Source organism: Bradyrhizobium paxllaeri (assembly GCF_001693515.2).
Classification (GTDB): domain Bacteria; phylum Pseudomonadota; class Alphaproteobacteria; order Rhizobiales; family Xanthobacteraceae; genus Bradyrhizobium; species Bradyrhizobium paxllaeri.
Genome location: NZ_CP042968.1, coordinates 974,853 through 995,604 on the forward strand (window position 1 = coordinate 974,853; position 20,752 = coordinate 995,604).

The window sequence follows — 20,752 nt, forward strand, 5'->3', positions numbered from 1 at the left end:
CAGTGCGTCTCGTTACCTATCGCTGCACCGTTGAGGCCGCCGCTCGTCTTGGCGCTGTCGTTGGTGATCTCGTCGTGGACGTCGAGAAGGCCGGGCAGCATGCCGGGGTTTCTCTTCCGTCATCGATGCTCGATTTCATCGATCTCGGGCCGCACGCGCTGGCGGCGCTCAAGAAGATATTGAATGAGGACAGGGATGGCTGGCCCGTCGGCGCCGCATTGCCGCTCGCGAATGTCAGGCTGCTGGCGCCGATCCCGCGTCCGCGCAAGAACATTTTTGGCATCGGCCTGAATTATGTCGAGCACGTCGCGGAATCGTCGCGCGCCCTCGACACGGCGAAGGACCTGCCGAAGCAGCCCATCATCTTCTCGAAACCGCCGACCAGCGTCATCGGACCGGACGAAGCCATCCATCACAACAAGGCGATCACGCAGCAGCTCGACTGGGAAGTCGAGCTTGCGGTGGTGATGGGGCGGACCGCGCGGCGCGTGTCGGAGGCGGACGCGCTCGGCTTCGTGTTCGGCTACAGCGTGATGATCGACGTCAGCGCCCGCGACAATCGTCGTGCCGGCCAATGGATCTACTCCAAGGGCCAGGACACCTACGCGCCGTTCGGGCCGTGCATCGTCACGGCGGATGAAATCACCGACCCGCACGCGCTCGATCTCTGGCTGACGGTGAACGGTGTCGAGAAGCAGCGCTCCAACACGCGCCACATGCTGTTCAAGGTGCCGCTGCTGATCGCCGACATTTCAGCCGCGATGACGCTGGAACCGGGAGACATCATCGCGACCGGCACGCCCGAGGGTGTCGGCGCCGGGCGCTCTCCTCAGGAATGGCTGTGGCCGGGCGACATTGTGGAAGCCGAAGTGACCGGCATCGGCCGGCTGCGTCATCCCGTGGTGGCGATCTGAGAGGTCGGCATGATCTTCGACATGGAGACGCTGGAGGCGCAGAATCGCTACAAGATCCTGACGGCCACGGTAACGCCGCGGCCGATCGCCTGGATCACCACGCTCTCCGCGAGCGGCGTGATCAATGCCGCGCCTTTCAGCTTCTTCAACGTCATGGGACACGAGCCGCCCACCGTTGCGATCGGACTTTTGGCAGGCTCGGAACGGTTCAAGGACACGGCGGCGAACATCCTCGATACCGGGGAATTCGTCGTCAACCTCGTCGCCGAGAGCAACGCGGAGGCCATGAACATCACCTGCATCGATGCGCCACCGGAGATCGACGAATTAAGGCTTGCCGGACTGACGGCGGCCGCCTCGCAGGCGGTACGGCCGCCGCGTATCGCGGAATCGCCGGTGTCGTTCGAATGCCGCGTCCTCACCTCGCTGGTGACGGGACCGCGGCAGACCGCCGTCATCGGCCGCGTGCTCCGGGCCCATGTCGACGATGCCGTGATCCTGGACAAGGAACGCTGCCACATCGACACGCAGGCGCTGCACCTGATTGCCCGCATGCACGGCAGCGGCTGGTACGCGCGCTCCACCGACCTGTTCCAGATCGACCGGCCGACCTGGGCGGCGTGGCAGGAGAGGAACGTCAAGGTGAATCCCGCATAACGGTTTCCGATGCACGTCGAGAGATGGCGCATCGATACCGAACCGGACGACAACGAAGCTGGAGGTCATTTTGAAAATCGCAGTGTTGGGTGGCGGAAACGGTTCGTTCGCGGCGGCTGGTGACTTTGCGTTGGCCGGTCACGAAGTCCGGCTGTGGCGTCGAAATCCTGCCGATGTCGAGACGCATCGGGCGCAGGGCAGCACGATAACGGTGATCGACCGGTCCGGCCGTCGTGATGCCAAGCTCGCGGCGATCACGTCGTCGATTGCGGAAGCCATCGAAGCCGCCGATCTCATCCTGTGTCCGGCGCCTGCATTTGCGCAAGGATCAATCGCCGAGCTGGCCGCGCCGCATTTGCGCGACGGCCAGGTCGTGTTTCTGCCGCCCGGCACGTTCGGCTCCTACATCTTCGCCCGCGCCGCCCGCGATGCCGGCAATCGCGCGGAGATCGCAACCGCCGAGACGGGTACCTTGCCGTGGCTGGCGCGCAAGCAAGGTCCTTATGCCGTTCGCATCTCCGGCAGGGGCGCGCGGTTGCCGACCGGCGTGTTTCCGCAGCGTCTGGCCAAGCACGCGCTGGGTGTGATCGAGCGCGCGTTTCCGAACGCCATTGAGCCATGCGGCGATGCGCTGTCGGGCGCGCTGATGAATGCCGGCCCGATCATCCATCCGCCGCTGATCACCATGAATGCCGGCCCGATCGAACATTTCGAGAAGTGGGACATTCACAAGGAAGGAACTCAGCCGTCGATCCGCCGCGTCACCGATGCGCTCGATGCCGAACGCATCACCATCCGCGAGGCGCTTGGTTACGGAGCGCCGCATTTTCCCTTGGCCAACCATTATTCGAAGGACGGCGAGCCCTGGATGTATGCGCGCGACGCGCACGACCAGCTTACGGATTCCGGCGACTGGTCCGAGCGGCTCATTCTTGTCGAGCACCGCTACATGCTGGAAGATCTCCGTCTCGGCCTGTCGTTCCTTGCATCCGTAGCAGGTCTCGTGGGCGTGCAGACACCGCTCGTCAAGGCGTTCCTCGCGATCGGCTCCGCCATCGCCGGCGAGGATTTTGCGGTGACGGGCCGCAGCTTGTCCTCGCTCGGTCTTGGCAATCTCGATTGGGCCGCGCTGCAAAATCTTCTGGTCGAGGGCTTCAGATGAAACCGGTCATCGGATGTCTTGGCGCCGGACGGATGGGACGCGGCATCGCCGTCGTGTTCGCGTTCGCCGGCCATCATGTGGTCGTCATCGATTTCAAGGAACGGGAAGCGGCAGCATTCGAGGCGTTAGCGGCGGAGGCGAGGGCGGAAATCCGCTCGACGCTCGAGATTCTCTCGCGCATCGATCTGCTCCCGCCCGAGCTTGTATCCAGAATTGCCGAGCGGGTCACGATCATGCCCCGGCAGGAGGCGGCTGCAGCGCTGCCACGCTGCGATATCATCTTCGAGGGGATGCCGGAAATCCTTGAGCTGAAGCGCAAGGCGTTGGCCGAGGCCTCGCGGTTGACAGGCGAGCGCCCGATCATCGCCTCGACCACCTCGACGATGCTGGTCGACGATCTCGCAGGCTCGATCGAACATTCTGGCCGCTTCCTCAATGCGCACTGGCTCAATCCGGCCTATCTGGTGCCGCTGATCGAATTGTCCCCCGGGCGGCTCACCGCGCCGGAGACGACGACGCGGATGAAGACGCTGCTCGAAGGCATCGGCAAGGTGCCGGTGGTCTGCGCGGCGCGGCCGGGCTTTATCGTTCCCAGAATTCAGTCGCTGGCGATGAACGAAGCGGCCCGCATGGTGGAGGAGGGTGTTGCCTCGGCGGAAGATATCGACAAGGCCGTGATCTACGGCTTCGGATTCCGCTTTGCGGTGCTGGGCCTGCTCGAATTCATCGACTGGGGCGGCGGCGATATTCTGTATCATGCCAGCCGCTATCTGGCCGACGCGCTGGGCGACAATCGTTACGCCGCACCGCCGATTATCGAGACCAATATGCGGGAGGGACGCATCGGCATGAAGACTGGACAGGGCTTCATGAACTATGAAGGCGTCGACCAGGCCGCCTACCGCGAGCAGCGCCTTGCGGCCTTTGCGTCGGCGTTGCGGGCCATGGGCCTTGCGCGCGAACCCGTCGCGTAACGCGCGCTGTCCTCGCGACTAGGTCTGGTGCATTAGGACGATACGACGCCCCATTTCTACTTTGCATGGGGTTGTTTTCGCAATTTTGGTCCCGCCCTTGGTCGCTCTAATGCCCGCCGAGATAGGCCGCGATCAGCTTCGGATCGTGGATCAGGGTGTCAGCCGGGCCGGACTGGATGATCTCGCCGGTTTCCAGCACGTAGCCGTAATCCGCGGTCTCCAGCGCAGCGCGAGCGTTCTGCTCGACCAGAAGCACCGACACGCCAAGGCTCCGTAGCGAGGCGATGGTGCGGAAGATTTCGCGGACGATCAGCGGCGCCAGCCCGAGGCTGGGTTCGTCCAGCACAAGCAGTTTCGGCTTCGCCATCAGCGCGCGGCCGAGCGCCAGCATCTGCCGCTCGCCGCCGGACAGCGTGCCGGCGGCCTGCTTGCTGCGCTCCTTCAGTCGTGGAAAACGGTCGAACACGTCGTCGAGGCTTTTGCGCGTCGCCGAGCGGTCGCGCAGGCTGTAGGTGCCGAGCAGGAGATTGTCGGCCACCGACATGTCGGCGAACAGCTCGCGCTTCTCCGGCACGAGGCACAGGCCACGCTCGACGCGGCCTTCGACATCGATCCGTGCAAGGTCGGCACCCTGAAAGACCATGCGGCCCGTCGATTTCAGCAGGCCAATGGCGGCCATCAGCAGGGTGGTCTTGCCGGCGCCGTTGGGGCCGATCACGGTCACGATCTGCCCTTGCTCTACGGACAGTGAGACGTTCCGTACGGCTTCCACCTTGCCGTAGGCGACCGACACATTCTCGACCGAGAACATCTGTGTCACGCGACACCTCCGAGATAGGCTTCCTGGACGCGGGCGTCGCTGCGGATCGCCGCCGGTTCGCCTTCGCAGAGTTTTGAGCCGAAATCGAGCACGACGATGCGATCGACCAGCGACATCACGAACTCCATGTCATGCTCGACCAGCAGGATGGTCAGGTGTTCCGCGCGCAGCGACCGCAAGAGCTCCGCAAGCTTCAGCTTCTCCTGTCGGCGCAGGCCGGCCGCCGGCTCGTCGAGGACGAGCAGCGTCGGATCGGCCGCGAGCGCGCGGGCGATTTCGAGCACGCGCTGATTGCCGAGCGGCAAATTGCCGGCGAGTTCGAACGGCTTGTCGCCGAGACCGACCCGCTCGAGCTGCTTCAGCGCCTCGTAGCGCGCGCTGGCCTCTTCCGCCCGGTTCAGGCGCAGCGCGCCCGCGAACAGGCCGGTCCTGGTGCGCGAATAGGTGCCGAGCAACACGTTGTCGAGCAGTGTCATGCGCGGGCGCAGTTTGACGTGCTGGAAGGTGCGGGAGATGCCGGCGCGGGCGATGTGGAATTGCTGATCGCGGGTGATCGAGCGGCCTGCAAACGCGATCTCGCCGCTGTTGGTGCGCAGCGCCCCCGTCAGCAGGTTGAACATCGTGGTCTTGCCGGCGCCGTTCGGCCCGATCAGCCCGAGGATCTCGCCGGATTTAACTTCGAAGCTGACATTGTTGACGGCGACGAGACCGCCAAATCGCCGCTGCGCCTCGCGCACTTTAAGAAGGAGTGTGCCGGGCTCCGGTTTGTCACGGAGCGGTAACGGATCAGCAGTTTGCGGACGGGACTGCTTGAGGTCAGGCAGAAAGCCTGCGAGGAACGGGACGATGCCTTGCCGGGCCCGTTGCAGGAACAGAATGAACAGCGCCGAGAACGCCACGATCTCAAGCTGGCCGGACGCGCCCTTCGCGATCAGCGGCAGGTAATCCTGCACGGTATTCTTCAGCAGCGTGACGATCGCGGCACCGACCACGCCGCCGAGAACGCTGCCGGCGCCGCCGACCATCGCCATCATCAGATATTCGATACCCATGCCGGCTTCGAATGGACCGGGGCTGACGAAGCGGCCGAGATGGGCATAGAGCCACCCGGACAGCGCGCCGAGAAACGCGGCGATCACGAACGTCACCAGCTTGATCTGGAACGCGCTGATCCCGAGGCTTTCGACCAGCGTATTGCCGCCGCGCAGCGCGCGCATGGCGCGGCCGATGCGGGAGTCGAGCAGGTTGTAGCAGAGCAGGAGGACGGCGACGACGATCGCCCAGATCAGGAAATAGATCTGCTTGCTCTCGACCAGAGCGATCGGGCCGATCGAGATCGGCGGAATCCCCGAAATGCCGTTGTGCTGACCTAGCCCATTGATGTTGCCGAACAGGAACGCGATCGCCAGTCCCCAGGCGACCGTGCTCAGCGACAGGAAATGGCCGCCCAGCCGCAGCGTCACGAAGCCGAGGATCGCCGCGATGCTGCAGGTCAGGATAACCGCCAGCACCAGTCCGAGCCATGGCGAATAGCCATTCAGCGCGGTGACCCACGCGGTCGAGTAGGCCGCGACGCCGACGAACGCGGCCTGGCCGAACGACACGATACCGCCGACGCCGGTCAACAGCGCGAGCCCGATCGCCGCCAGCGAGTAGATGCCGATATAGTTCAGCAAGGTGATGCTGAACGGATTGAGCACGAAGGGAGCTGCGATGAGGCAGGCGATCGCCGCAGCGATGATGAGACGGATCTGCTGCAGGGTCATTCCTCGACTTCCTCTTCGGAATGCTGCGAGGCGAGCGAGCGCCAGAGCAGGACGGGGATCAGCAGCGAGAAGACGATGACGTCCTTTAGAGTACTGCTCTGGAACGAGGCGAAGCTTTCGAGAAGGCCGACGCCGAATGCGCCGAGCGCAGCGCCCGGATAGCTCGTCATGCCGCCAATGATGGCGCCGACGAAGGCTTTCAGGCCGAGCAGGAATCCGGAATCATAGAAGATCGTGTTGACCGGCGCGATCAGGACGCCGGAGACGCCCGCCATCAATGATCCCAGCAAATAGGCGATGGTTCCGGCACGCGCAGGCCTGATTCCCATCAGCCGGGCGCCGGTCCGGTTCAGGGCGGTGGCGCGCAGCGCCTTGCCGACCAGCGTGAAGTCGAAGAAGGCAAACAGCAGGCCGCTGAACACCAGCGCGGCGGTGAGGATCAGCACCGTCTGTCCGGAAACGTGCACGCCGGCGATCTCTATCGCCATCGACGTCAGCGGCTCGGTCCTGACGCCTTCGGGGCCGAAGAACAGCAGGCCAAGTCCGACCAGCGCGAAATGCAGCGCGACCGAGACCGTCAGCAGCAGCAGCACCGAAGCATCCGCGATCGGGCGGAACACAATCCGGTCCAGCAGCGGCGAGATCGGCATGATCAAGAGCAGCGCCAGCACGATCCGGACCGGCATCGGCGGATTGAAGCGCATCGTCAGCCAGACGATGCCGACGACGATCAGCGGCAACACGAGATAGCCGAGCACAGCCTTCGGGACGGAACGAAGCTCGCCGGCGCGCGCCAGCGAGACGGCCTCCATCACGGTAGCCATGCACGCCAGTACGACAACCAGTCCGACTGTTCCCGGAAGCTGCCTGGCGTCGAGCGCGGCCAGCGTCAGCGCCGTGAAAGCTGCGATGTCGCCGAACGGAATGAAGATCACCCGCGTCACGGTGAAGATCAGCACGGTGCCGATGGCGACCAGGGCGTAGACCGCCCCGGTCGCTATTCCGTCGATCGCAAGGATCGCTGCGATATCTGCCGTCATGCCGTCGGCCGTCCTTCCGTGTTACGTCTCGATATCGCTCAGGGCTCGTAGGTCCAGGCGCCGTTGTTGAGGCGGACGATCACCAGCGCGCGCTCGTCCACGCCGTGATAGGCGCCGGGCTTGAAGTTGTAGACCGCGTGCACGCCCGAGAGCTCCTTGGTGGCGAGGATCTCGTCGCGCAGCGCCTTGCGGAATTCGACGGTGCCCGGCTTGGCGGTCTTCAGCGCCCGCTCGGCGGCAGAGGTGAAGATCCTCCAACCGTCGAAGGAGTAGGCCGAGAAGCCGTCCGTGGTCGGGACATTGTTGGCCTTCAGGAAGGCCGCGCGGAATTCGAGCGCCAGCTTCTTGGCGAAGTGGCTGTCGGGAAGCTGCTCGGCGACAATGACGGGACCGGCAGAAACCTGGATGCCTTCCGCGGCCTTGCCGCCGACGCGCACGAAATCGGGATTGACCAGCGCGACCGTGCCGTAGGTCTTGCCCTTGAAGCCGCGTTCGCCGAGCGCCAGCAGCGGCAACGCGCCCTGCGTGCCCGATCCGCCGATCAGCACGGCATCCGGACGCACGGCGAGAACCTTGAGGATCTGTCCCGTGACCGAGGTGTCGACGCGCGCATAGCGCTCGTTGGTCAGTACCTTGATGCCGTCCTCGGCTTCCACCGCCTTGGCGCCGTTATAGACGAGATCGCCCCAGGCGTCGGAGAAGCCGATATAGCCGATGTTCTTCATCGCATCGCGCTTCATCCGGTCGGCGACGACTTTGACCAGCAGCGAAGCGGGCTGTGGAACGGAGATGGCCCACTGATCGGCCGGATTCGGTTGTCCGGAGAGTGGGGAAACGGCGATGAACGGCACCTTCAACTCTGTCGCGACCCCCATCATCGCGATGGTCGATGGGGTGGTCGCGGTGCCGATCAGGAGATCAACCTTCTCTTCCTCGATCAGCTTGCGCGCATTGCGGGTTGCGGCCGAGGGATCGGAGCCGTCGTCGAGCTGGATCAGCTTGATCTTCTCGCCGTTGACCTCGCTCTTGTATTCCATCGCGGCCTGGATGCCACGACCGTACGGGATGCCGATCGAGGAGCCGGGTCCACTGAGCGACGTCACGAACCCGACCGTGATGTCGGCCTGTGCGGTCGAGGCCACGACGAGGCCGGCGATGAGTGTAGTCAAACCTAACATCTTGCGCATTGCATTCCCCTTGGTTGAAATCAGCCGCGACCTGAGCGAGATGTCAGCATGGATCGAGGTCGGACCAGCACGATCGATGCCGCGATTGTCGCCGAAAGCAGGCGTGGGCCTGGTGCCTGCATCCGGATGGGAGTTACGAAATGAGCGCTACAAGAACCGGTTCCGGCGTCGAGCGTCGCTTTGTTACGACGCCTCTTGGGCGCATCCATGTCGCCACGGCGGGAACCGGCTTTGCCGTTCTCCTGCTGCATCAGACGCCGCGTTCGTGGGATGAATACCGCGACGTGCTGCCGCTGCTCGGCCGCGATTTCCGCGCCATCGCGATGGACACGCTGGGCTTCGGAGATTCCGACCGACCGACCGGTGATCCCTCGATCGAACTGTGGGCCGAGGGCGCGTTCGCGGTGCTCGATGCGCTGGAAGAGCCACGCGCCGCCATTGTCGGTCATCATACCGGCGCGGCGATTGCGGTGGAGATGGCCGCGTCGGCGCCTGCGCGCGTCAGCGCGCTGGTGCTCTCGGCCTGTCCGTTCGTCGATGCGGCGCGGCGGGCCAAGCACCACGGCATGCGGGTGATCGATGATGTCGAGACGCGTGCCGACGGCTCCCATCTCACGGAGCTCTGGGCGCGCCGGCAGCCGTTCTATCCCGCTGATGACACCGATCTGCTGCAGCGCTTCATGGTCGACGCGCTGCGGGCCGGCGAGATGGCGGCGGAAGGCCACCGGGTGGTGAATCGCTATCGAATGGAGGATCGTCTGGGAAGCATCCAGTGTCCCACGCTGGTCATTGCTCCGACAGGCGATCCGCACGTTCATCCCGTGGCTCCAAAGGTCGCTGGAGCGATCGGTGGCAGTATCTTGCGTGAGCTCTCAGGAGGCATGGTGCCGCTTCCCGATCAGATGCCGGAGGCTTTTGCCGGAATGGTCCGTGACTTCGTTGCCGCGCAGGTGGCCAAGACTCAGGCAGTCAAGACCTGAAACGGCGGGGCCAGCCGCGGCGAGTGCGAACCCGCCCGTAGCACGCGCTGTTCCGAGGTCGATGATCTCAGCCACGATTGAAGAGCCTTTATCAACGCAACCATCAGCGCGACGTGCATCTGTGCACGGCGGCGCCCACTCCCTGTCAATTGTTTAAAGCCTAAAGTATTTCTCGGCTGCAGGTCAATACGCCAGATTCGCGCTCGGCGGAAAAAATTTGCGGCACTGCGAGCGGCTGGGAAAGCCGAATTCGCTTGTGCAAAAGGGTGAGGCGCTATCTGCCTGTCCTTTCGGCAAACCGATCTTGTCGTGCGCAGCGCGCGCCTGCGCGCGGTTCAATTGACGCCAAAATTATTTTGTGGTTGAAATATTTCAGTCGATGGGATGGCGCCACTCTATAACGCGCCTACGCAACGACAGGCGTGTGCGTATCGTTACCCTCGTGCTGTGGGGGGCGAGGCTCCGCACACTTCGCCTGTGAACAGGATATCCGCTGTGCGCATCTTCTGGCAGAGCTTCGTCGACCAGGCTACGAGCGCGTCCTACATGGCGCGGCTTGCGGCCTATCTGAACGAGATCGCAGCACCCGGCACCAGTGTCCATGTCGAGGGCATCACTCCCGCCGATCGCGACTTCGGCCGGCTGGCCGAATTCCGCTGTGCGATCCAGGCCGTCGATAATGGCATCGCGGCGAAGGAGAACGGCTTCGATGCTTATGTCATGGGCCACTTCCAGGATCCCGGATTGTATGAACTGCGTTCGGCGCTGACGATTCCCGTGGTTGGCGCCGGCGAGGCCACGCTGCTGGCGGCCTCGCAGCTTGGCCGTCGCCTCGGCCTTGTCACGCTCGATAGCGCTTTCGAGGTCTGGCATTACGAGCAGGCCGATCGTTACGGGCTTTCCGGCCGCGTGGTGCATGTCACCGGCATGGGTTGCCGCCCCGAAGATTTCAGCGCAGCGTTCGCGGGCGATACCGCGGCAAGGGCGCGCATGCTGAGCGACTTTGCAGCCTGCGCGCAGCCGCTGGTCGATCGCGGCGCCGACGTCGTCATCCCGGCCGGCGTGTTGCCCGGTCTCCTGATTGCGAGCGAGCACGGTTTCAAGGTCGGTCATGCGCCGGTGGTGAACTGCGCGGCGGTGGCGCTGAAGAGCGCCGAGATGTGGGTGCAGTTGCAGCGCCTCAACGGCACCGAGCCGAGCCGTGGACCGAGTTTTGCGCTGGCCAATGACCGCGCCCGCCAGGATTTCCGCGCCATCGTCGCGCGCACGCAAGCCGACAAACCCTAGGGATAGAACATGCTGCAGCCAGACAAGATTCTGTATGAAGCCGAGGTGACGGCAACCGGCGGGCGCGATGGCAAGGCCGCGAGCGACGACGGGCTGTTGTCGGTGGCGCTGTCGCTGCCGAAATCGCTGGGCGGTCCGGGCGGGCCGGGCACCAATCCCGAACAGCTTTTTGCCGCGGGCTATGCGGCGTGCTTCCTCGGTGCGGTGAAGCTCGTTGCGCGCACCCGCAAGATCACGCCGTCGGCGGAACCGACCGTCACCGCCAAGGTCGGCATGGGCCCGGTCGAGGTCGGCTATGCGCTGACGGTCGAGCTTAAGGTGCAACTCCCGGGGCTGGAGAAAGCCGTGGCGGAGGAAGTCGTTGCCGGCGCCCATGAGCGCTGCCCTTATTCCAACGCAACGCGCGGCAATATCGACGTCAAGCTGACCGTGCTCTGAACGGCTCACAGGAACCCGGCAGTCCGATGCAGAACTCCATCCGCACACCTTACGACCGGGTCGTGATGGCGGTTCCGGTGACGATTCCTTACGTGCGCTATTCGATTGAAAGCGCGCAGTGGTGGATCGGCCGCGCACTGAAGGAACTGGTCGACGGCGCCGGGATTACGCCTCGCGATATCGACGGATTCTGCGTTTCGAGTTTTACGGCGGGGCTCGATAGCGGGATCGGACTTACCCAGCATTTCGGTCTTTGCGTGCGCTGGATCGATACCATTCCGCTCGGCGGCGCGAGCGCGATTGCCGCGCTCCGCCGCGCCGCACGGGCCGTGCAGGCGGGTGACGCCCGCATCGTGGCCTGCGTCGCCGGCGATACCAACCACGTCGATTCCTTCCGCTACACGCTGGAGAATTTTTCGCGCTTCAACCAGGACGCCGTCTATCCCTATGGCGCCGGCGGCGCCAATGCGAGCTTTGCGCTGATCGCACGCAACTACATGCGGATATTCGGCGCAACGCGCGAGGACTTTGGCAAGATCGCGGTTGCCCAGCGCAGCAATGCGCTGCGCAATCCCCATGCCCTGATGAAGGCGCCGCTGACCATCGAGCAATACATGTCGGCGCGGCCGATTGCCGATCCGATCCATCTGTTCGACTGCGTGATGCCGTGCGCCGGCGCGGAGGCGTTCCTCGTGATGAGCGAGGACGTCGCCGCATCGTTGAAACTGCCCGCCGTCAAGATCCTCGCCACCATCGAGCGCCACAACGCGTTCGGCGACGATCCCGTTCAGGTGCGGGGCGGCTGGGCGATGGACATCGACGAGCTCTACGCAATGGCCGGCGTCAAGCCTGACGATCTCGATTTCGTCCAGACCTACGATGATTATCCCGTGATCTCGATGATGCAGTTCGAGGATCTCGGCTTCTGCCGCAAGGGCGAGGGGCCGGATTTCGTCAGGCAGCACGATCTGACGATCGACGGCAGCTTCCCGCACAACACGTCCGGCGGCCAGCTCTCGGTTGGGCAGGCCGGCGCAGGCGGCGCCTATCTCGGGGTGGTCGAGGCGATGCGTCAGGTGCTTGGGCAGGCCGGTCCGACGCAGGTAAGGGATGCGCGCATCGGGTTGGCATCGGGCTTTGGAATGATCAATTATGATCGCGGCCTCGCCTCGGGCGCGGCGATCCTTGCGGGAGCGGGCTCATGATCGAGCCGATCGCAAAGCCGCGCCGGAAAAATCCGCTGCTGCGCACGCGGCTGCCGACGTCGCCGCCGCGCGCGCGCAGCCGTGCATCGCACGGCTTTACGCGGGCCGCCGCCGAGGGTCGCTTCATGCTGCAGCGTTGCGGCGCCTGCGAAACATTCTGCTATCCGGTGCGCGACGCCTGTCCGGCGTGCCTTTCCGCCGATCTCGTCTTCACCGACGCGCCGCGGCGCGGAACGCTTTTGTCCGAAACCACGCTGCACATTCCGGCCGATGTGCACTTCCGCGAACGCGCGCCGTGGCGCGTCGGTCTGGTCGCGATGGAATGCGGGCCGAAACTGGTGACACACCTGCATGCCGATTGCGAAGAGGGCAAGCCGGTCGTGATGTCGTTTCAACTGGACAAGAGCGGGCAGGCCGTGGCCTTCGCCCATCCCGAACGGGAGACATCGAACATGACGGATGACAGGCAGTGGCGTGAGATGACCGCCGATCCGAAATTCCGGCGCGCTCTGGTGACGAACGGGCGCAGCATTGTCGGCCAGGAAGTCGTGGCCGCACTGAAAGCAGCCGGCGCGTCGATCGTGTTTGTCGGCGTCGCCGAGCCATGGAAGCCGTTCCGCGGCGAGGAAACGTTGCGCGGGCTGGAGGGCGTCCAGATCGTCCCGCTCGATATCGGCGACGAGAAGTCGGTTGCCGATCTGGCGGCCGATATCGGCGGCAAGGTCGATATTCTCGTCAATACCACCGAGCATGTCCGTTCCGGCGGACTGCTCGACCGGCAAGGTACCAGCGTCGTGCGCGACGAGATCGACCAGACCTATCTCGGCTTCGTGCATCTGGCGCAGGCATTCGGACCCGCGATGCGGATGCGGGGCTCCGATGGCGTCAACAGCGCCGCCGCCTGGGTCAATATCCTGTCGGTCTATGCGCTGGCGAACTGGCCAATGTTCGGGGCCTATTCGGCGTCGCAGGCGGCCGCGCTCTCGCTGTCGCACTCCTTGCGCGCGGAGCTTCGGCCGGGCGGCGTCAAGGTGGTGAACGTGTTCACGGGTCCGCTCGATATCGAATGGTTCCAGACGGTGCCGCCGCCGAAGGTCGCGCCGCGCGCGGTGGCGAATGCGATCGTGTCGGCGCTCAAGCGTGGACTCGAAGATGTTTTTGTGGGCGATGTCGCCGAGGACATTCGCCAGCGCCTTGCGGCCAATCCCAAGGCGGTCGAGCGTGAACTTGGGTCGTAGCTTGTTGAGAACGGGAGAAGCGCAATGGACAGCAACAGTCTCATGCAGTTTGCCGGCGCGGTTGCATCCGGCGCGGTGCGCGTCGTCGATCTGACCTTTACGCTCAGTCCTGATTTCCCAGTCATCGTGCTGCCGCCCGAGTTCGGCCAGGCCGCACCGGTCCGCATCCAGCAGATTTCGCGTTATGATGCGAGTGGTCCCGCCTGGTACTGGAACAACCTGACTTTCGGCGAACACACGGGCACGCATTTCGACGCGCCGATCCACTGGTTCACCGGCAAGGACCTGCCGAACAATTCGGTCGACACGCTGCCGGTCCGCGACATGATCGCGCCGGCCTGCGTGATCGATTGCTCGGCAGAGGCTGCGCAGGATGCGGATTTCCTTTTGACGATCCCGATCGTCGAGGCCTGGGAAAAACGCCACGGACGGATTCCGGAACGGCACTGGGTGCTACTGCGCACCGACTGGTCCAAGAAAGGCTGGCGCGACTACGCCAACCTCAAGGACGACGGCGCGCATACGCCCGGACCGGATGCGGCCGTGATGCGCTGGCTGGTCGAGGAGCGCGGCGTCATCGGTTTTGGCACCGAGACGATCGGAACCGATGCCGGCCAGGCCGGTCATCTCGATCCGCCCTATCCGGCGCATCATTTCCTGCATGGCGGCGGGCGTTACGGCCTGCAATGCTTGTGCAATCTCGATCAGTTGCCGCCGACGGGTGCTGTGATCGTGGCAGCACCGCTAAAAATCCAGAACGGCTCGGGCAGTCCGCTGCGTGTCCTTGCGCTGGTGCCCAGGCAGGGCTGAACCTTTTCGTCGACATCGAGTGACATCATGAAAAAGAAAAATATCTTGTTGATCGGCGCCGCGCTTCTGCTCGGCGCTTCTGCGCCGGCGCGGGCCGAGATTCTCGTCGGTTTCGTCACCGGCCTGAGCGGGCCGGTATCCTCGATCGGGGTGCCGAACGCCAAGGGCCTGGCCGCAGGCCAGGCCTATATCGGCGAGGTCGATGGCGAGAAAGTACGCGTCATCCAGCTCGACGACGGCTCGGACCCGGCCGCGTCGACGCGCAACGCGCGCAAGCTGGTTGAGCAGGAAAAGGTCGACTTCCTGATCGGCACGTCAGGCGCACCGCAGACGCTGGCGATGGCGACCGCAGCGATCGAGATGAAGGTGCCGATGGTGGCGGTCTCGCCGATCGCGCCGGTTCCGGCCGGGGAGGGCGGGCCGTGGGTGGTGCAGACACCGCAGCCGACGCCGCTGCTCGTGCAGGGTATCGTCGATCACATGAAGAACCGCAACGTGAAGACCGTAGCCTTCATCGGCTTCTCCGACGCCTTTGGCGACCTGATGTATAATTCGCTGCTGCAAAGCGCCGAGAAAGCCGGGATCAAGGTGATCGCCAACGAACGCTATGCGCGCTCCGACAATTCGGTCACCGCGCAGGTGCTGCGTGCGGTCTCCCTGCGTCCCGATGCGATCATGCTGGGCGGCACCGGAACGCCTGGCGCGCTGCCCGTGATTGCGCTGGCGGAGCGCGGATACAAAGGGCCGCTCTACGGCAATCACGGTATGATCAGCGCGGATTTCCTGCGGCTGGCCGGCAAATCGGCCGAAGGCATCATCTGCCCGACTGGGCCGGTGACGGCGGGTGAACAGCTTCCCGAGAGCAATCCGATCCGCAAGGTCGTTCTCGCCTTCCGGGCGGCCTATGAAAAGGCCAATGGCGAGGCGCCGGCCGATGCGTTTTCGCCCTATGCGTTCGATGGCTGGCTGGTGTTCATGGATGCGGTCAAACGCGCAAAGGCATCAGGGGCGACGCCCGGCACGCCGGCGTTCCGCAACGCGCTGCGCGAGGCGCTGTTCACGACCAAGGATGTGGTCGGCGCGCACGGCATCTACAGCTACACGCCCGCTGATCGCCACGGCGTCGACGACCGTGCGCGGATCCTGGTCCAGATCGAAAACGGGAAGTACAAGTTGCTGCCGTAAGGATGGCAGCTACGGGTCAGGCGTGGCGCAGCTTCGCTTTCAGCGCGCGCATGTCGATGGCGCGGTTGACGCTGACGGCTTCTGCTGCGAGCGTCTTGATCTCGCCCCGGGCGAGCTTGCGCGTTGACGACAGCGGCAGTTCCTCGACGATGGCGATGTAGCCGGGCACCTTGTGATAGGCGAGGCGCTCGGCGCAGGTTTTGACGATCGATGTCGCAAGCTCTGCAGCATCGTCGACCTTTACGTTCGGCACGATGAACGCAAAAACTTCCTCGCCGCGGATGTCGTCGGGAACCGGCGTTACTGCGCATCCGCTAATGCGCGTGTCCATATGAAGCGCGCTTTCGACCTCGAGCACGCCGATGTTTTCGCCGCTGCGCCGCACGATGGTCTTCTTGCGATCGAAGAAATACATCAGCCCGTCTTCGTCGGCGAAGACGAGGTCTCCGGTGTGGAACCAGCCACCTTGCCACGCCGCTTCGGTGGCTTCCTCATCCTTCAGGTAACCGCTGAAGAATCCGGCCCTGATATCATCGCCTTTGGCACGGACCAGCAGTTCGCCGGGTTTGCCGAGCGCGACATCGGTACCCTGATCGTCAACGAGGCGATATTCCATGCCTTGAGACGGCCGGCCGACGCAGCGCGCGCCAAAGCCTGCCGGCTCGCGCGACGTGGTGGTGGCCGCCGCGCCGCCGGTCTCGGTCATCGCCCAGGCCTCGACGATCGGGATGCGATAACGCTCCTCGAAGGTGGCGCGGTGGCGGACATCGACGCCGGGGGCGAAAGCAAATCGCACGCGATGCTGGCGTTCGACTTCAGTTGCGGGCAGTTGCAACAGAATGGCAGGGATGACGCCGAGACAATGCACGACGGTCGCGCCGCTGTCGGCCACGCATTGCCACCAGCGATTGGCATGAAAGCGGTCCAGCGGCACCACGGCGCCGCCCAATACCATCATGCCGACGGCGCTGCAGCCGAGCGCGTTCATGTGAAACATCGGCAGCGGCGTCAGGTTGATCTCGCGGTCCGGCTGCAGTTCGGCGACGCCGCCCTGCCCGAGGTACCAGTCGGCGACCTGCAGGAAATAGCGGTTCGAGAGCATGCAGCCTTTCGGCTTGCCGGTGCTGCCTGAGGTGAACAGCAGCGCGCATTCGCCGTTGAACTCGGGGCTTTGGCCGGCGACATCAGTCTGGCACGGCGGAATGCGGCTATCGGTATCGATCAGGCGGGCGCGGCCGAGCGCCGCATCTTTCGTCACATGGATGCGATCGGGCGTTGCCACCAGCAGGTCCGCCTGCGACAGTTCAAGCTGGAACGACAATTCGTCGGGGCGGACGTCGGGGTTGATCGGAACGATCGAAACCCCGAGCGCATTGAGCGCAAGCCAATGCAGGAAAAAGACCGGGCGGTTTTCCAGCAGCAAGGCAACCCGCGCCCCGCGTCCATAGCCGGCGGCTGCATATTCCGCGCGAAGCCGGTCGACCTCGGTCTTGAACGCGCCATATTCGATCCTGAATCCTGCTGGCGCGTAGGGCAATTGCGCACTCGCAGGCGCCAGCAGGAATGGCGCGTCCGGCCGCCTCGTGGCGGTGGCCGCGAAGGCGTCGGATGGCGATCGATAGGGAGTGTCGAGGCTCATTACGGACATCGCTCCTGTTCATATCCTGCTGCCACACGGCGCTGGCCGGAAGTCCGCACGCGGCCCTTGCCGCGGCGGTTTTCGGCGAATACTTTAAGCCTAAACTATCTGGCTGGCCAAGTGCGATCTATCGCAGACCTGCCCGGCCTTGGAGGTGCGTATGCAGGCAGGTAACAGCAGCGCGGCCGGGCAGCGCCGGGGTGGGTCGATCTGGCCGCAGGCGGCCGAGCGTTTCCCGCCGGCGGACCGGATTCTCGCGACCATTTTGACGCGCCAGGCTGCGCAATCCGCGATCGTCCGCTGTTTGTCTTCGGCGAAACGCGATGGAGTTACGCTGAAACGGCGTCGATCGCGGCTGCATCAGCTGGCCGCCTGATGAGGGCCGGAATTCGCGCGGGCGATCGTGTCGCGCTGATGTGCTCGAACCGGCCCGAGTTCCTGGAGGTTTATCTCGGCTGCGCCTGGATGGGCGCCGTGTCGGTGCCGATCAATACCGCGCTGCGCGGCATCCAGCTCAGCCACATCCTGCGCAACGCCACGCCGAAGCTGCTGGTGATCGAGTCGTGCTTCATGCCGGCCGTCGAAACGTTGGAAAGCGACGTCGCGCCGCCGGATCTTGTCTGGACAATTGGCGAAGGCGGTGCGCTGCCGGGATCAACCTCGCAGTTGCCTGCGCCCGGCGAGGGCGCTCCGCCCGCGCCGGTGCGGCCGGACGATACGGTCGCGATCCTCTATACGTCGGGCACCACCGGGCCTTCCAAGGGCGTCTGCTGCCCGCAGGCGCAGATGTTCTGGTGGGGCGTCTATTCGGCGCGGGCGCTCGGGATCGTCGAAGGTGATGTGCTGTTCACGACGCTGCCGCTGTTTCACACCAATGCGCTGAACGCGTTCTATCAGGCGCTCCTGAACGGCTGCACCTATGTGCTCGAACCAAAATTCTCCGCCTCCGGCTTCTGGGCCGCGGCGCGGCGGCATCAGGCGACCGTCGGTTACCTCCTCGGCGCGATGGCCGTGATGCTGCTGGCGCAGCCCCCGTCGGCGAACGACACTGCGCATTTCGTGCGTGTCGCGCTCGGTGGCGGCGTTCCCGGCGAGTTTCACGGTCCGTTTCTCGAGCGCTTCGGCGTGCCGCTGCTCGACGGCTACGGCTCGACCGAGACGAATTTCGTATTTGCCGGCACGATCCCGTCCGATCGCCCCGGCACCATGGGCTATCTCGCTGAGGGCGTTGAGGCCTGCATCGCTGGTCCAGAGGACGAGCCTTTGCCTGACGGCGAGGCCGGCGAACTGCTGCTACGCGTGCACGAACCGCTCGCCTTCGCGACGGGCTACTTCGAAATGCCGGACAAGACGGCTGAGGCCTGGCGACACCGCTGGTTTCACACCGGGGACCGCGTCGTGCGCGATGCGGACGGTCACTATCGTTTCGTCGACCGGATGAAGGATTCCATCCGCCGCCGCGGCGAGAACGTTTCATCCTGGGAGGTGGAGCAGGTGCTGCTGAAGCATCCGGCGATCACAGCCTGCGCGATCTATCCACTGCCGTCCGAACTCGGCGAAGACGAGGTTGCGGCGGCGATCCAGCTCGAACCCGGCCATGCGCTTGAGCCGATCGATGTCGTCAGGCATTGCGAGGGCAAGATGGCCTATTTCGCGGTTCCGCGATTTGTCCGCATCGTCACCGAGATGCCGCTGACCGAGAACGGCAAGATCAGAAAGGTCGCCCTGCGCGAGGCCGGCAGGACGCCCGACACCTGGGACCGCGATACCGCCGGCTACAAGCTGCGCCGCTAGGCTCGGGCTTCTTCCGTTGCGCGCTTCACGGCGTTCTTGAGATCATCGAGTTCCCTGACCAATCCATCGAGCCGCGCTTTCGGAAATTCGGCGAGCAGCGAAGCCAGCCACAGGCTGTGCTTTTTCGCCATCCGTCTGAACGCCCTCCTGCCTTCGGCCGTCATGCAGACGATCTGCACGCGGCGGTCGAGCGGCGACGGTGAGCGCGTGATAAGGCCGTCTTCGACCAGACGATCCACGATCGGGGTCAGATTTCCCGCCGTGACCATCAGCCGCTTCGGCAGTTCACCCAGCACCAGCCCGACAGGTTCGCGATCGAGTTGCGCCAGCACGTCAAAACGCGGCATCGTGAAGTCGAACTCTTCGCGGAACTGGCGTCGAAGCTCGGCGCCGATCAACGACGTACAGGCCAGGAGGCGAAGCCATACCCTGACCTGGGCGCGGTTGTCTGCGTCATCGCCGGTGATGTTCTCTTCGTCGATCAGCGCGAGCTCCTTGCCGGCCATCAATCCATATCTCCCGACGTTCCGTTGTGCAGCCGTGCCGACCGGCGTCGAAGGTTCGGACGTGCAATTCCTTTAGGACCAAATCAACTCCCGGCACAAGAAGGCCGAGCAACACCGCTCGCGGGGCCGGCAGTTTTGCGGCGTCCGCGACCGTATTGGAAGATGCCGTGGCAGGGCAAGCAGGACGCGACATAGGCTGAACTTCGATGCTCGACATTATCGACCGGCGGGGATATAGAAAATACTTTATACCTAAACTAAATGAGCCCCGTGCATGGCCCGTTTCGAACCTCTGACCCTCTCCGAACTGCCTGATGGCATCTGGCGCACGCGCCTGCCGGTGCGCTTCGGCTCCTGCGATCCGGCCGGCATCGTCTACACGCCGGAATATCTCAACCTGTTCAACGGCGTGATCGAGGATTGGTACGGCGACGCGCTGCGACTTCCCTACCATGAGCTGGTCGGAACACGGCGGACCGGCCTCGGCTATGCCCACGTCTCGGCGGATTTCGCCACGCCCAGCAGGATGGGCGACGTGCTCGACGTCGCGGTGATCGTGCGCGAGATCGGACGTACCTCGGTGAAGTTCACGGTTCATGCGTTCAAGGATGGTGCCGAGTGCGTACGCGCCACCTTCGTGACCGTGACGACGTCGCTGGTGGATCACAAATCGATTGCGTTGCCCGACGACGTGCGCCTCGCGCTGAAGAATTATCAGGCAAGTTGCGACGCGTCGGCCAGCCTTGCGTCAACAGACCTGAGATACGAATCGAGCAGCGGCCTGCCGGCGTGATTGCCGTTCCCCGGCGGCACGCGACGGCACACGCGTGTGGTAAGCTCCTTTTCGGAAGGAGCCCCCATGCGCCTGTTGGCTTGCACGATTCTGACGATCGCAACAGTGTTGATGGTCGCGCCCACGCGCGCCCAGACCTATGACCCGAACTACCCGGTTTGCATCCAAACCTATTCCATTGGTGGCGGCAGCATAGACTGCAGTTTCACATCGCTGGCGCAGTGCGCCGCGTCCGCTTCGGGCCGCTCGGCTCAGTGCCTGAACAATCCGTATTTCACGCAGGGCAGCAGGAAACCGCCTCGGCAACGCGGCGTTTACTAGGGGCGGCATCGGCTTGCGTCGTCACGCACAATTTTG

General features: G+C 64.3%; 20 protein-coding genes. 14 read left to right on the forward strand and 6 right to left on the reverse strand.

Features of this window, described 5'->3' with window-relative positions:
* The first annotated feature begins 2 nt into the window (after positions 1-2).
* The 4 genes from LMTR21_RS04575 (at position 3) to LMTR21_RS04590 (ending at position 3,707) form a co-directional block, all read left to right on the forward strand.
* Complete coding sequence (locus tag LMTR21_RS04575) at positions 3-914, forward strand: fumarylacetoacetate hydrolase family protein (RefSeq protein ID WP_065750936.1); 912 nt, start codon at positions 3-5, stop codon at positions 912-914.
* Between the two features lie 9 nt (positions 915-923).
* Entirely contained in the window at positions 924-1,571 is a 648-nt protein-coding gene (locus LMTR21_RS04580) for a flavin reductase family protein (RefSeq protein WP_065750937.1), read from the forward strand.
* 70 nt (positions 1,572-1,641) lie between these two features.
* Positions 1,642-2,733 carry an NAD/NADP-dependent octopine/nopaline dehydrogenase family protein gene (locus LMTR21_RS04585; protein WP_065750938.1) on the forward strand — a complete coding sequence of 364 codons (1,092 nt, stop codon included), beginning with the start codon at positions 1,642-1,644 and terminating at the stop codon, positions 2,731-2,733.
* 32 nt (positions 2,734-2,765) lie between these two features.
* Complete coding sequence (locus LMTR21_RS04590; RefSeq protein WP_065751026.1) at positions 2,766-3,707, forward strand: 3-hydroxybutyryl-CoA dehydrogenase; 942 nt, start codon at positions 2,766-2,768, stop codon at positions 3,705-3,707.
* Positions 3,708-3,813: 106 nt separating this feature from the next.
* On the opposite strand, the gene LMTR21_RS04595 is transcribed toward LMTR21_RS04590, so the two are convergent.
* From LMTR21_RS04595 to LMTR21_RS04610, 4 genes are read right to left on the reverse strand one after another with little or no spacing between them, the layout of a single operon-like run.
* Positions 3,814-4,518, reverse strand: a complete 705-nt coding sequence (locus LMTR21_RS04595; RefSeq protein WP_084030416.1) for an ABC transporter ATP-binding protein — start codon at positions 4,516-4,518, stop codon at positions 3,814-3,816.
* A gap of 5 nt (positions 4,519-4,523) precedes the next feature.
* Positions 4,524-6,293, reverse strand: a complete 1,770-nt coding sequence (locus LMTR21_RS04600; protein WP_065750940.1) for a branched-chain amino acid ABC transporter ATP-binding protein/permease — start codon at positions 6,291-6,293, stop codon at positions 4,524-4,526.
* Positions 6,290-7,333 carry a branched-chain amino acid ABC transporter permease gene (locus LMTR21_RS04605; RefSeq protein ID WP_065750941.1) on the reverse strand — a complete coding sequence of 348 codons (1,044 nt, stop codon included), beginning with the start codon at positions 7,331-7,333 and terminating at the stop codon, positions 6,290-6,292. The genes LMTR21_RS04600 and LMTR21_RS04605 overlap by 4 nt, the downstream gene beginning before the upstream one ends.
* A 38-nt stretch (positions 7,334-7,371) precedes the next feature.
* A complete protein-coding gene (locus LMTR21_RS04610) occupies positions 7,372-8,520 on the reverse strand; it encodes an ABC transporter substrate-binding protein (protein ID WP_065750942.1) in 1,149 nt (382 codons plus the stop codon).
* Positions 8,521-8,660: 140 nt separating this feature from the next.
* Between LMTR21_RS04610 and LMTR21_RS04615 the strand changes: the two genes are divergently transcribed.
* From LMTR21_RS04615 to LMTR21_RS04645, 7 genes are all read left to right on the forward strand, one after another.
* On the forward strand, positions 8,661-9,500 hold the full coding sequence (locus tag LMTR21_RS04615) for an alpha/beta fold hydrolase (RefSeq protein WP_065750943.1): 840 nt from the start codon (positions 8,661-8,663) through the stop codon (positions 9,498-9,500).
* Between the two features lie 495 nt (positions 9,501-9,995).
* Positions 9,996-10,787: an aspartate/glutamate racemase family protein gene (locus LMTR21_RS04620; protein ID WP_065750944.1), complete on the forward strand. Its 792-nt coding sequence runs from the start codon at positions 9,996-9,998 to the stop codon at positions 10,785-10,787.
* Positions 10,788-10,796: 9 nt separating this feature from the next.
* Positions 10,797-11,225 carry an organic hydroperoxide resistance protein gene (locus LMTR21_RS04625; RefSeq protein ID WP_084030417.1) on the forward strand — a complete coding sequence of 143 codons (429 nt, stop codon included), beginning with the start codon at positions 10,797-10,799 and terminating at the stop codon, positions 11,223-11,225.
* A 26-nt stretch (positions 11,226-11,251) separates the two neighbouring features.
* The gene (locus tag LMTR21_RS04630) at positions 11,252-12,430 is read left to right on the forward strand and encodes a thiolase family protein (protein WP_065750945.1); all 1,179 of its coding nucleotides are present in this window, start codon (positions 11,252-11,254) and stop codon (positions 12,428-12,430) included.
* The gene (locus LMTR21_RS04635) at positions 12,427-13,668 is read left to right on the forward strand and encodes an SDR family NAD(P)-dependent oxidoreductase (RefSeq protein WP_084030418.1); all 1,242 of its coding nucleotides are present in this window, start codon (positions 12,427-12,429) and stop codon (positions 13,666-13,668) included. Before LMTR21_RS04630 ends, LMTR21_RS04635 begins: the two co-directional genes overlap by 4 nt.
* Before the next feature lie 24 nt (positions 13,669-13,692).
* Complete coding sequence (locus LMTR21_RS04640) at positions 13,693-14,478, forward strand: cyclase family protein (RefSeq protein WP_065750946.1); 786 nt, start codon at positions 13,693-13,695, stop codon at positions 14,476-14,478.
* A gap of 27 nt (positions 14,479-14,505) precedes the next feature.
* Positions 14,506-15,663 carry an ABC transporter substrate-binding protein gene (locus LMTR21_RS04645; protein WP_065750947.1) on the forward strand — a complete coding sequence of 386 codons (1,158 nt, stop codon included), beginning with the start codon at positions 14,506-14,508 and terminating at the stop codon, positions 15,661-15,663.
* Positions 15,664-15,679: 16 nt separating this feature from the next.
* Here the strand turns inward: LMTR21_RS04645 and LMTR21_RS04650 are convergent, their stop codons facing one another.
* On the reverse strand, positions 15,680-17,302 hold the full coding sequence (locus LMTR21_RS04650) for an AMP-binding protein (protein WP_065750948.1): 1,623 nt from the start codon (positions 17,300-17,302) through the stop codon (positions 15,680-15,682).
* A 300-nt stretch (positions 17,303-17,602) separates the two neighbouring features.
* On the opposite strand from LMTR21_RS04650, the gene LMTR21_RS04655 reads away from it, so the two are divergent.
* The gene (locus LMTR21_RS04655) at positions 17,603-19,096 is read left to right on the forward strand and encodes an ATP-dependent acyl-CoA ligase (protein WP_246175678.1); all 1,494 of its coding nucleotides are present in this window, start codon (positions 17,603-17,605) and stop codon (positions 19,094-19,096) included.
* On the opposite strand, the gene LMTR21_RS04660 is transcribed toward LMTR21_RS04655, so the two are convergent.
* Positions 19,093-19,602: a MarR family winged helix-turn-helix transcriptional regulator gene (locus LMTR21_RS04660; RefSeq protein ID WP_065750949.1), complete on the reverse strand. Its 510-nt coding sequence runs from the start codon at positions 19,600-19,602 to the stop codon at positions 19,093-19,095. The two genes, LMTR21_RS04655 and LMTR21_RS04660, sit on opposite strands and share 4 nt — an antisense overlap.
* Positions 19,603-19,876: 274 nt before the next feature.
* On the opposite strand from LMTR21_RS04660, the gene LMTR21_RS04665 reads away from it, so the two are divergent.
* On the forward strand, positions 19,877-20,395 hold the full coding sequence (locus tag LMTR21_RS04665) for an acyl-CoA thioesterase (RefSeq protein ID WP_065750950.1): 519 nt from the start codon (positions 19,877-19,879) through the stop codon (positions 20,393-20,395).
* A gap of 66 nt (positions 20,396-20,461) precedes the next feature.
* Positions 20,462-20,716 carry a DUF3551 domain-containing protein gene (locus tag LMTR21_RS04670; RefSeq protein WP_084030420.1) on the forward strand — a complete coding sequence of 85 codons (255 nt, stop codon included), beginning with the start codon at positions 20,462-20,464 and terminating at the stop codon, positions 20,714-20,716.
* The last annotated feature ends 36 nt before the right edge of the window (positions 20,717-20,752 follow it).

What these genes read in the sequence shown, in the direction of transcription:
- LMTR21_RS04580 (WP_065750937.1), top strand. Translation starts at nt 924, where the DNA reads ATGATCTTCGACATGGAGACGCTGGAGGCGCAGAATCGCTACAAGATC.
- LMTR21_RS04590 (WP_065751026.1), top strand. Translation starts at nt 2,766, where the DNA reads ATGGGACGCGGCATCGCCGTCGTGTTCGCGTTCGCCGGCCATCATGTG.
- LMTR21_RS04595 (WP_084030416.1), bottom strand. Translation starts at nt 4,518, where the DNA reads ATGTTCTCGGTCGAGAATGTGTCGGTCGCCTACGGCAAGGTGGAAGCC.
- LMTR21_RS04600 (WP_065750940.1), bottom strand. Translation starts at nt 6,293, where the DNA reads ATGACCCTGCAGCAGATCCGTCTCATCATCGCTGCGGCGATCGCCTGC.
- LMTR21_RS04605 (WP_065750941.1), bottom strand. Translation starts at nt 7,333, where the DNA reads ATGACGGCAGATATCGCAGCGATCCTTGCGATCGACGGAATAGCGACC.
- LMTR21_RS04610 (WP_065750942.1), bottom strand. Translation starts at nt 8,520, where the DNA reads ATGCGCAAGATGTTAGGTTTGACTACACTCATCGCCGGCCTCGTCGTG.
- LMTR21_RS04615 (WP_065750943.1), top strand. Translation starts at nt 8,661, where the DNA reads ATGAGCGCTACAAGAACCGGTTCCGGCGTCGAGCGTCGCTTTGTTACG.
- LMTR21_RS04625 (WP_084030417.1), top strand. Translation starts at nt 10,797, where the DNA reads ATGCTGCAGCCAGACAAGATTCTGTATGAAGCCGAGGTGACGGCAACC.
- LMTR21_RS04630 (WP_065750945.1), top strand. Translation starts at nt 11,252, where the DNA reads ATGCAGAACTCCATCCGCACACCTTACGACCGGGTCGTGATGGCGGTT.
- LMTR21_RS04635 (WP_084030418.1), top strand. Translation starts at nt 12,427, where the DNA reads ATGATCGAGCCGATCGCAAAGCCGCGCCGGAAAAATCCGCTGCTGCGC.
- LMTR21_RS04640 (WP_065750946.1), top strand. Translation starts at nt 13,693, where the DNA reads ATGGACAGCAACAGTCTCATGCAGTTTGCCGGCGCGGTTGCATCCGGC.
- LMTR21_RS04645 (WP_065750947.1), top strand. Translation starts at nt 14,506, where the DNA reads ATGAAAAAGAAAAATATCTTGTTGATCGGCGCCGCGCTTCTGCTCGGC.
- LMTR21_RS04650 (WP_065750948.1), bottom strand. Translation starts at nt 17,302, where the DNA reads ATGAGCCTCGACACTCCCTATCGATCGCCATCCGACGCCTTCGCGGCC.
- LMTR21_RS04660 (WP_065750949.1), bottom strand. Translation starts at nt 19,602, where the DNA reads ATGGCCGGCAAGGAGCTCGCGCTGATCGACGAAGAGAACATCACCGGC.
- LMTR21_RS04665 (WP_065750950.1), top strand. Translation starts at nt 19,877, where the DNA reads ATGGCCCGTTTCGAACCTCTGACCCTCTCCGAACTGCCTGATGGCATC.
- LMTR21_RS04670 (WP_084030420.1), top strand. Translation starts at nt 20,462, where the DNA reads ATGCGCCTGTTGGCTTGCACGATTCTGACGATCGCAACAGTGTTGATG.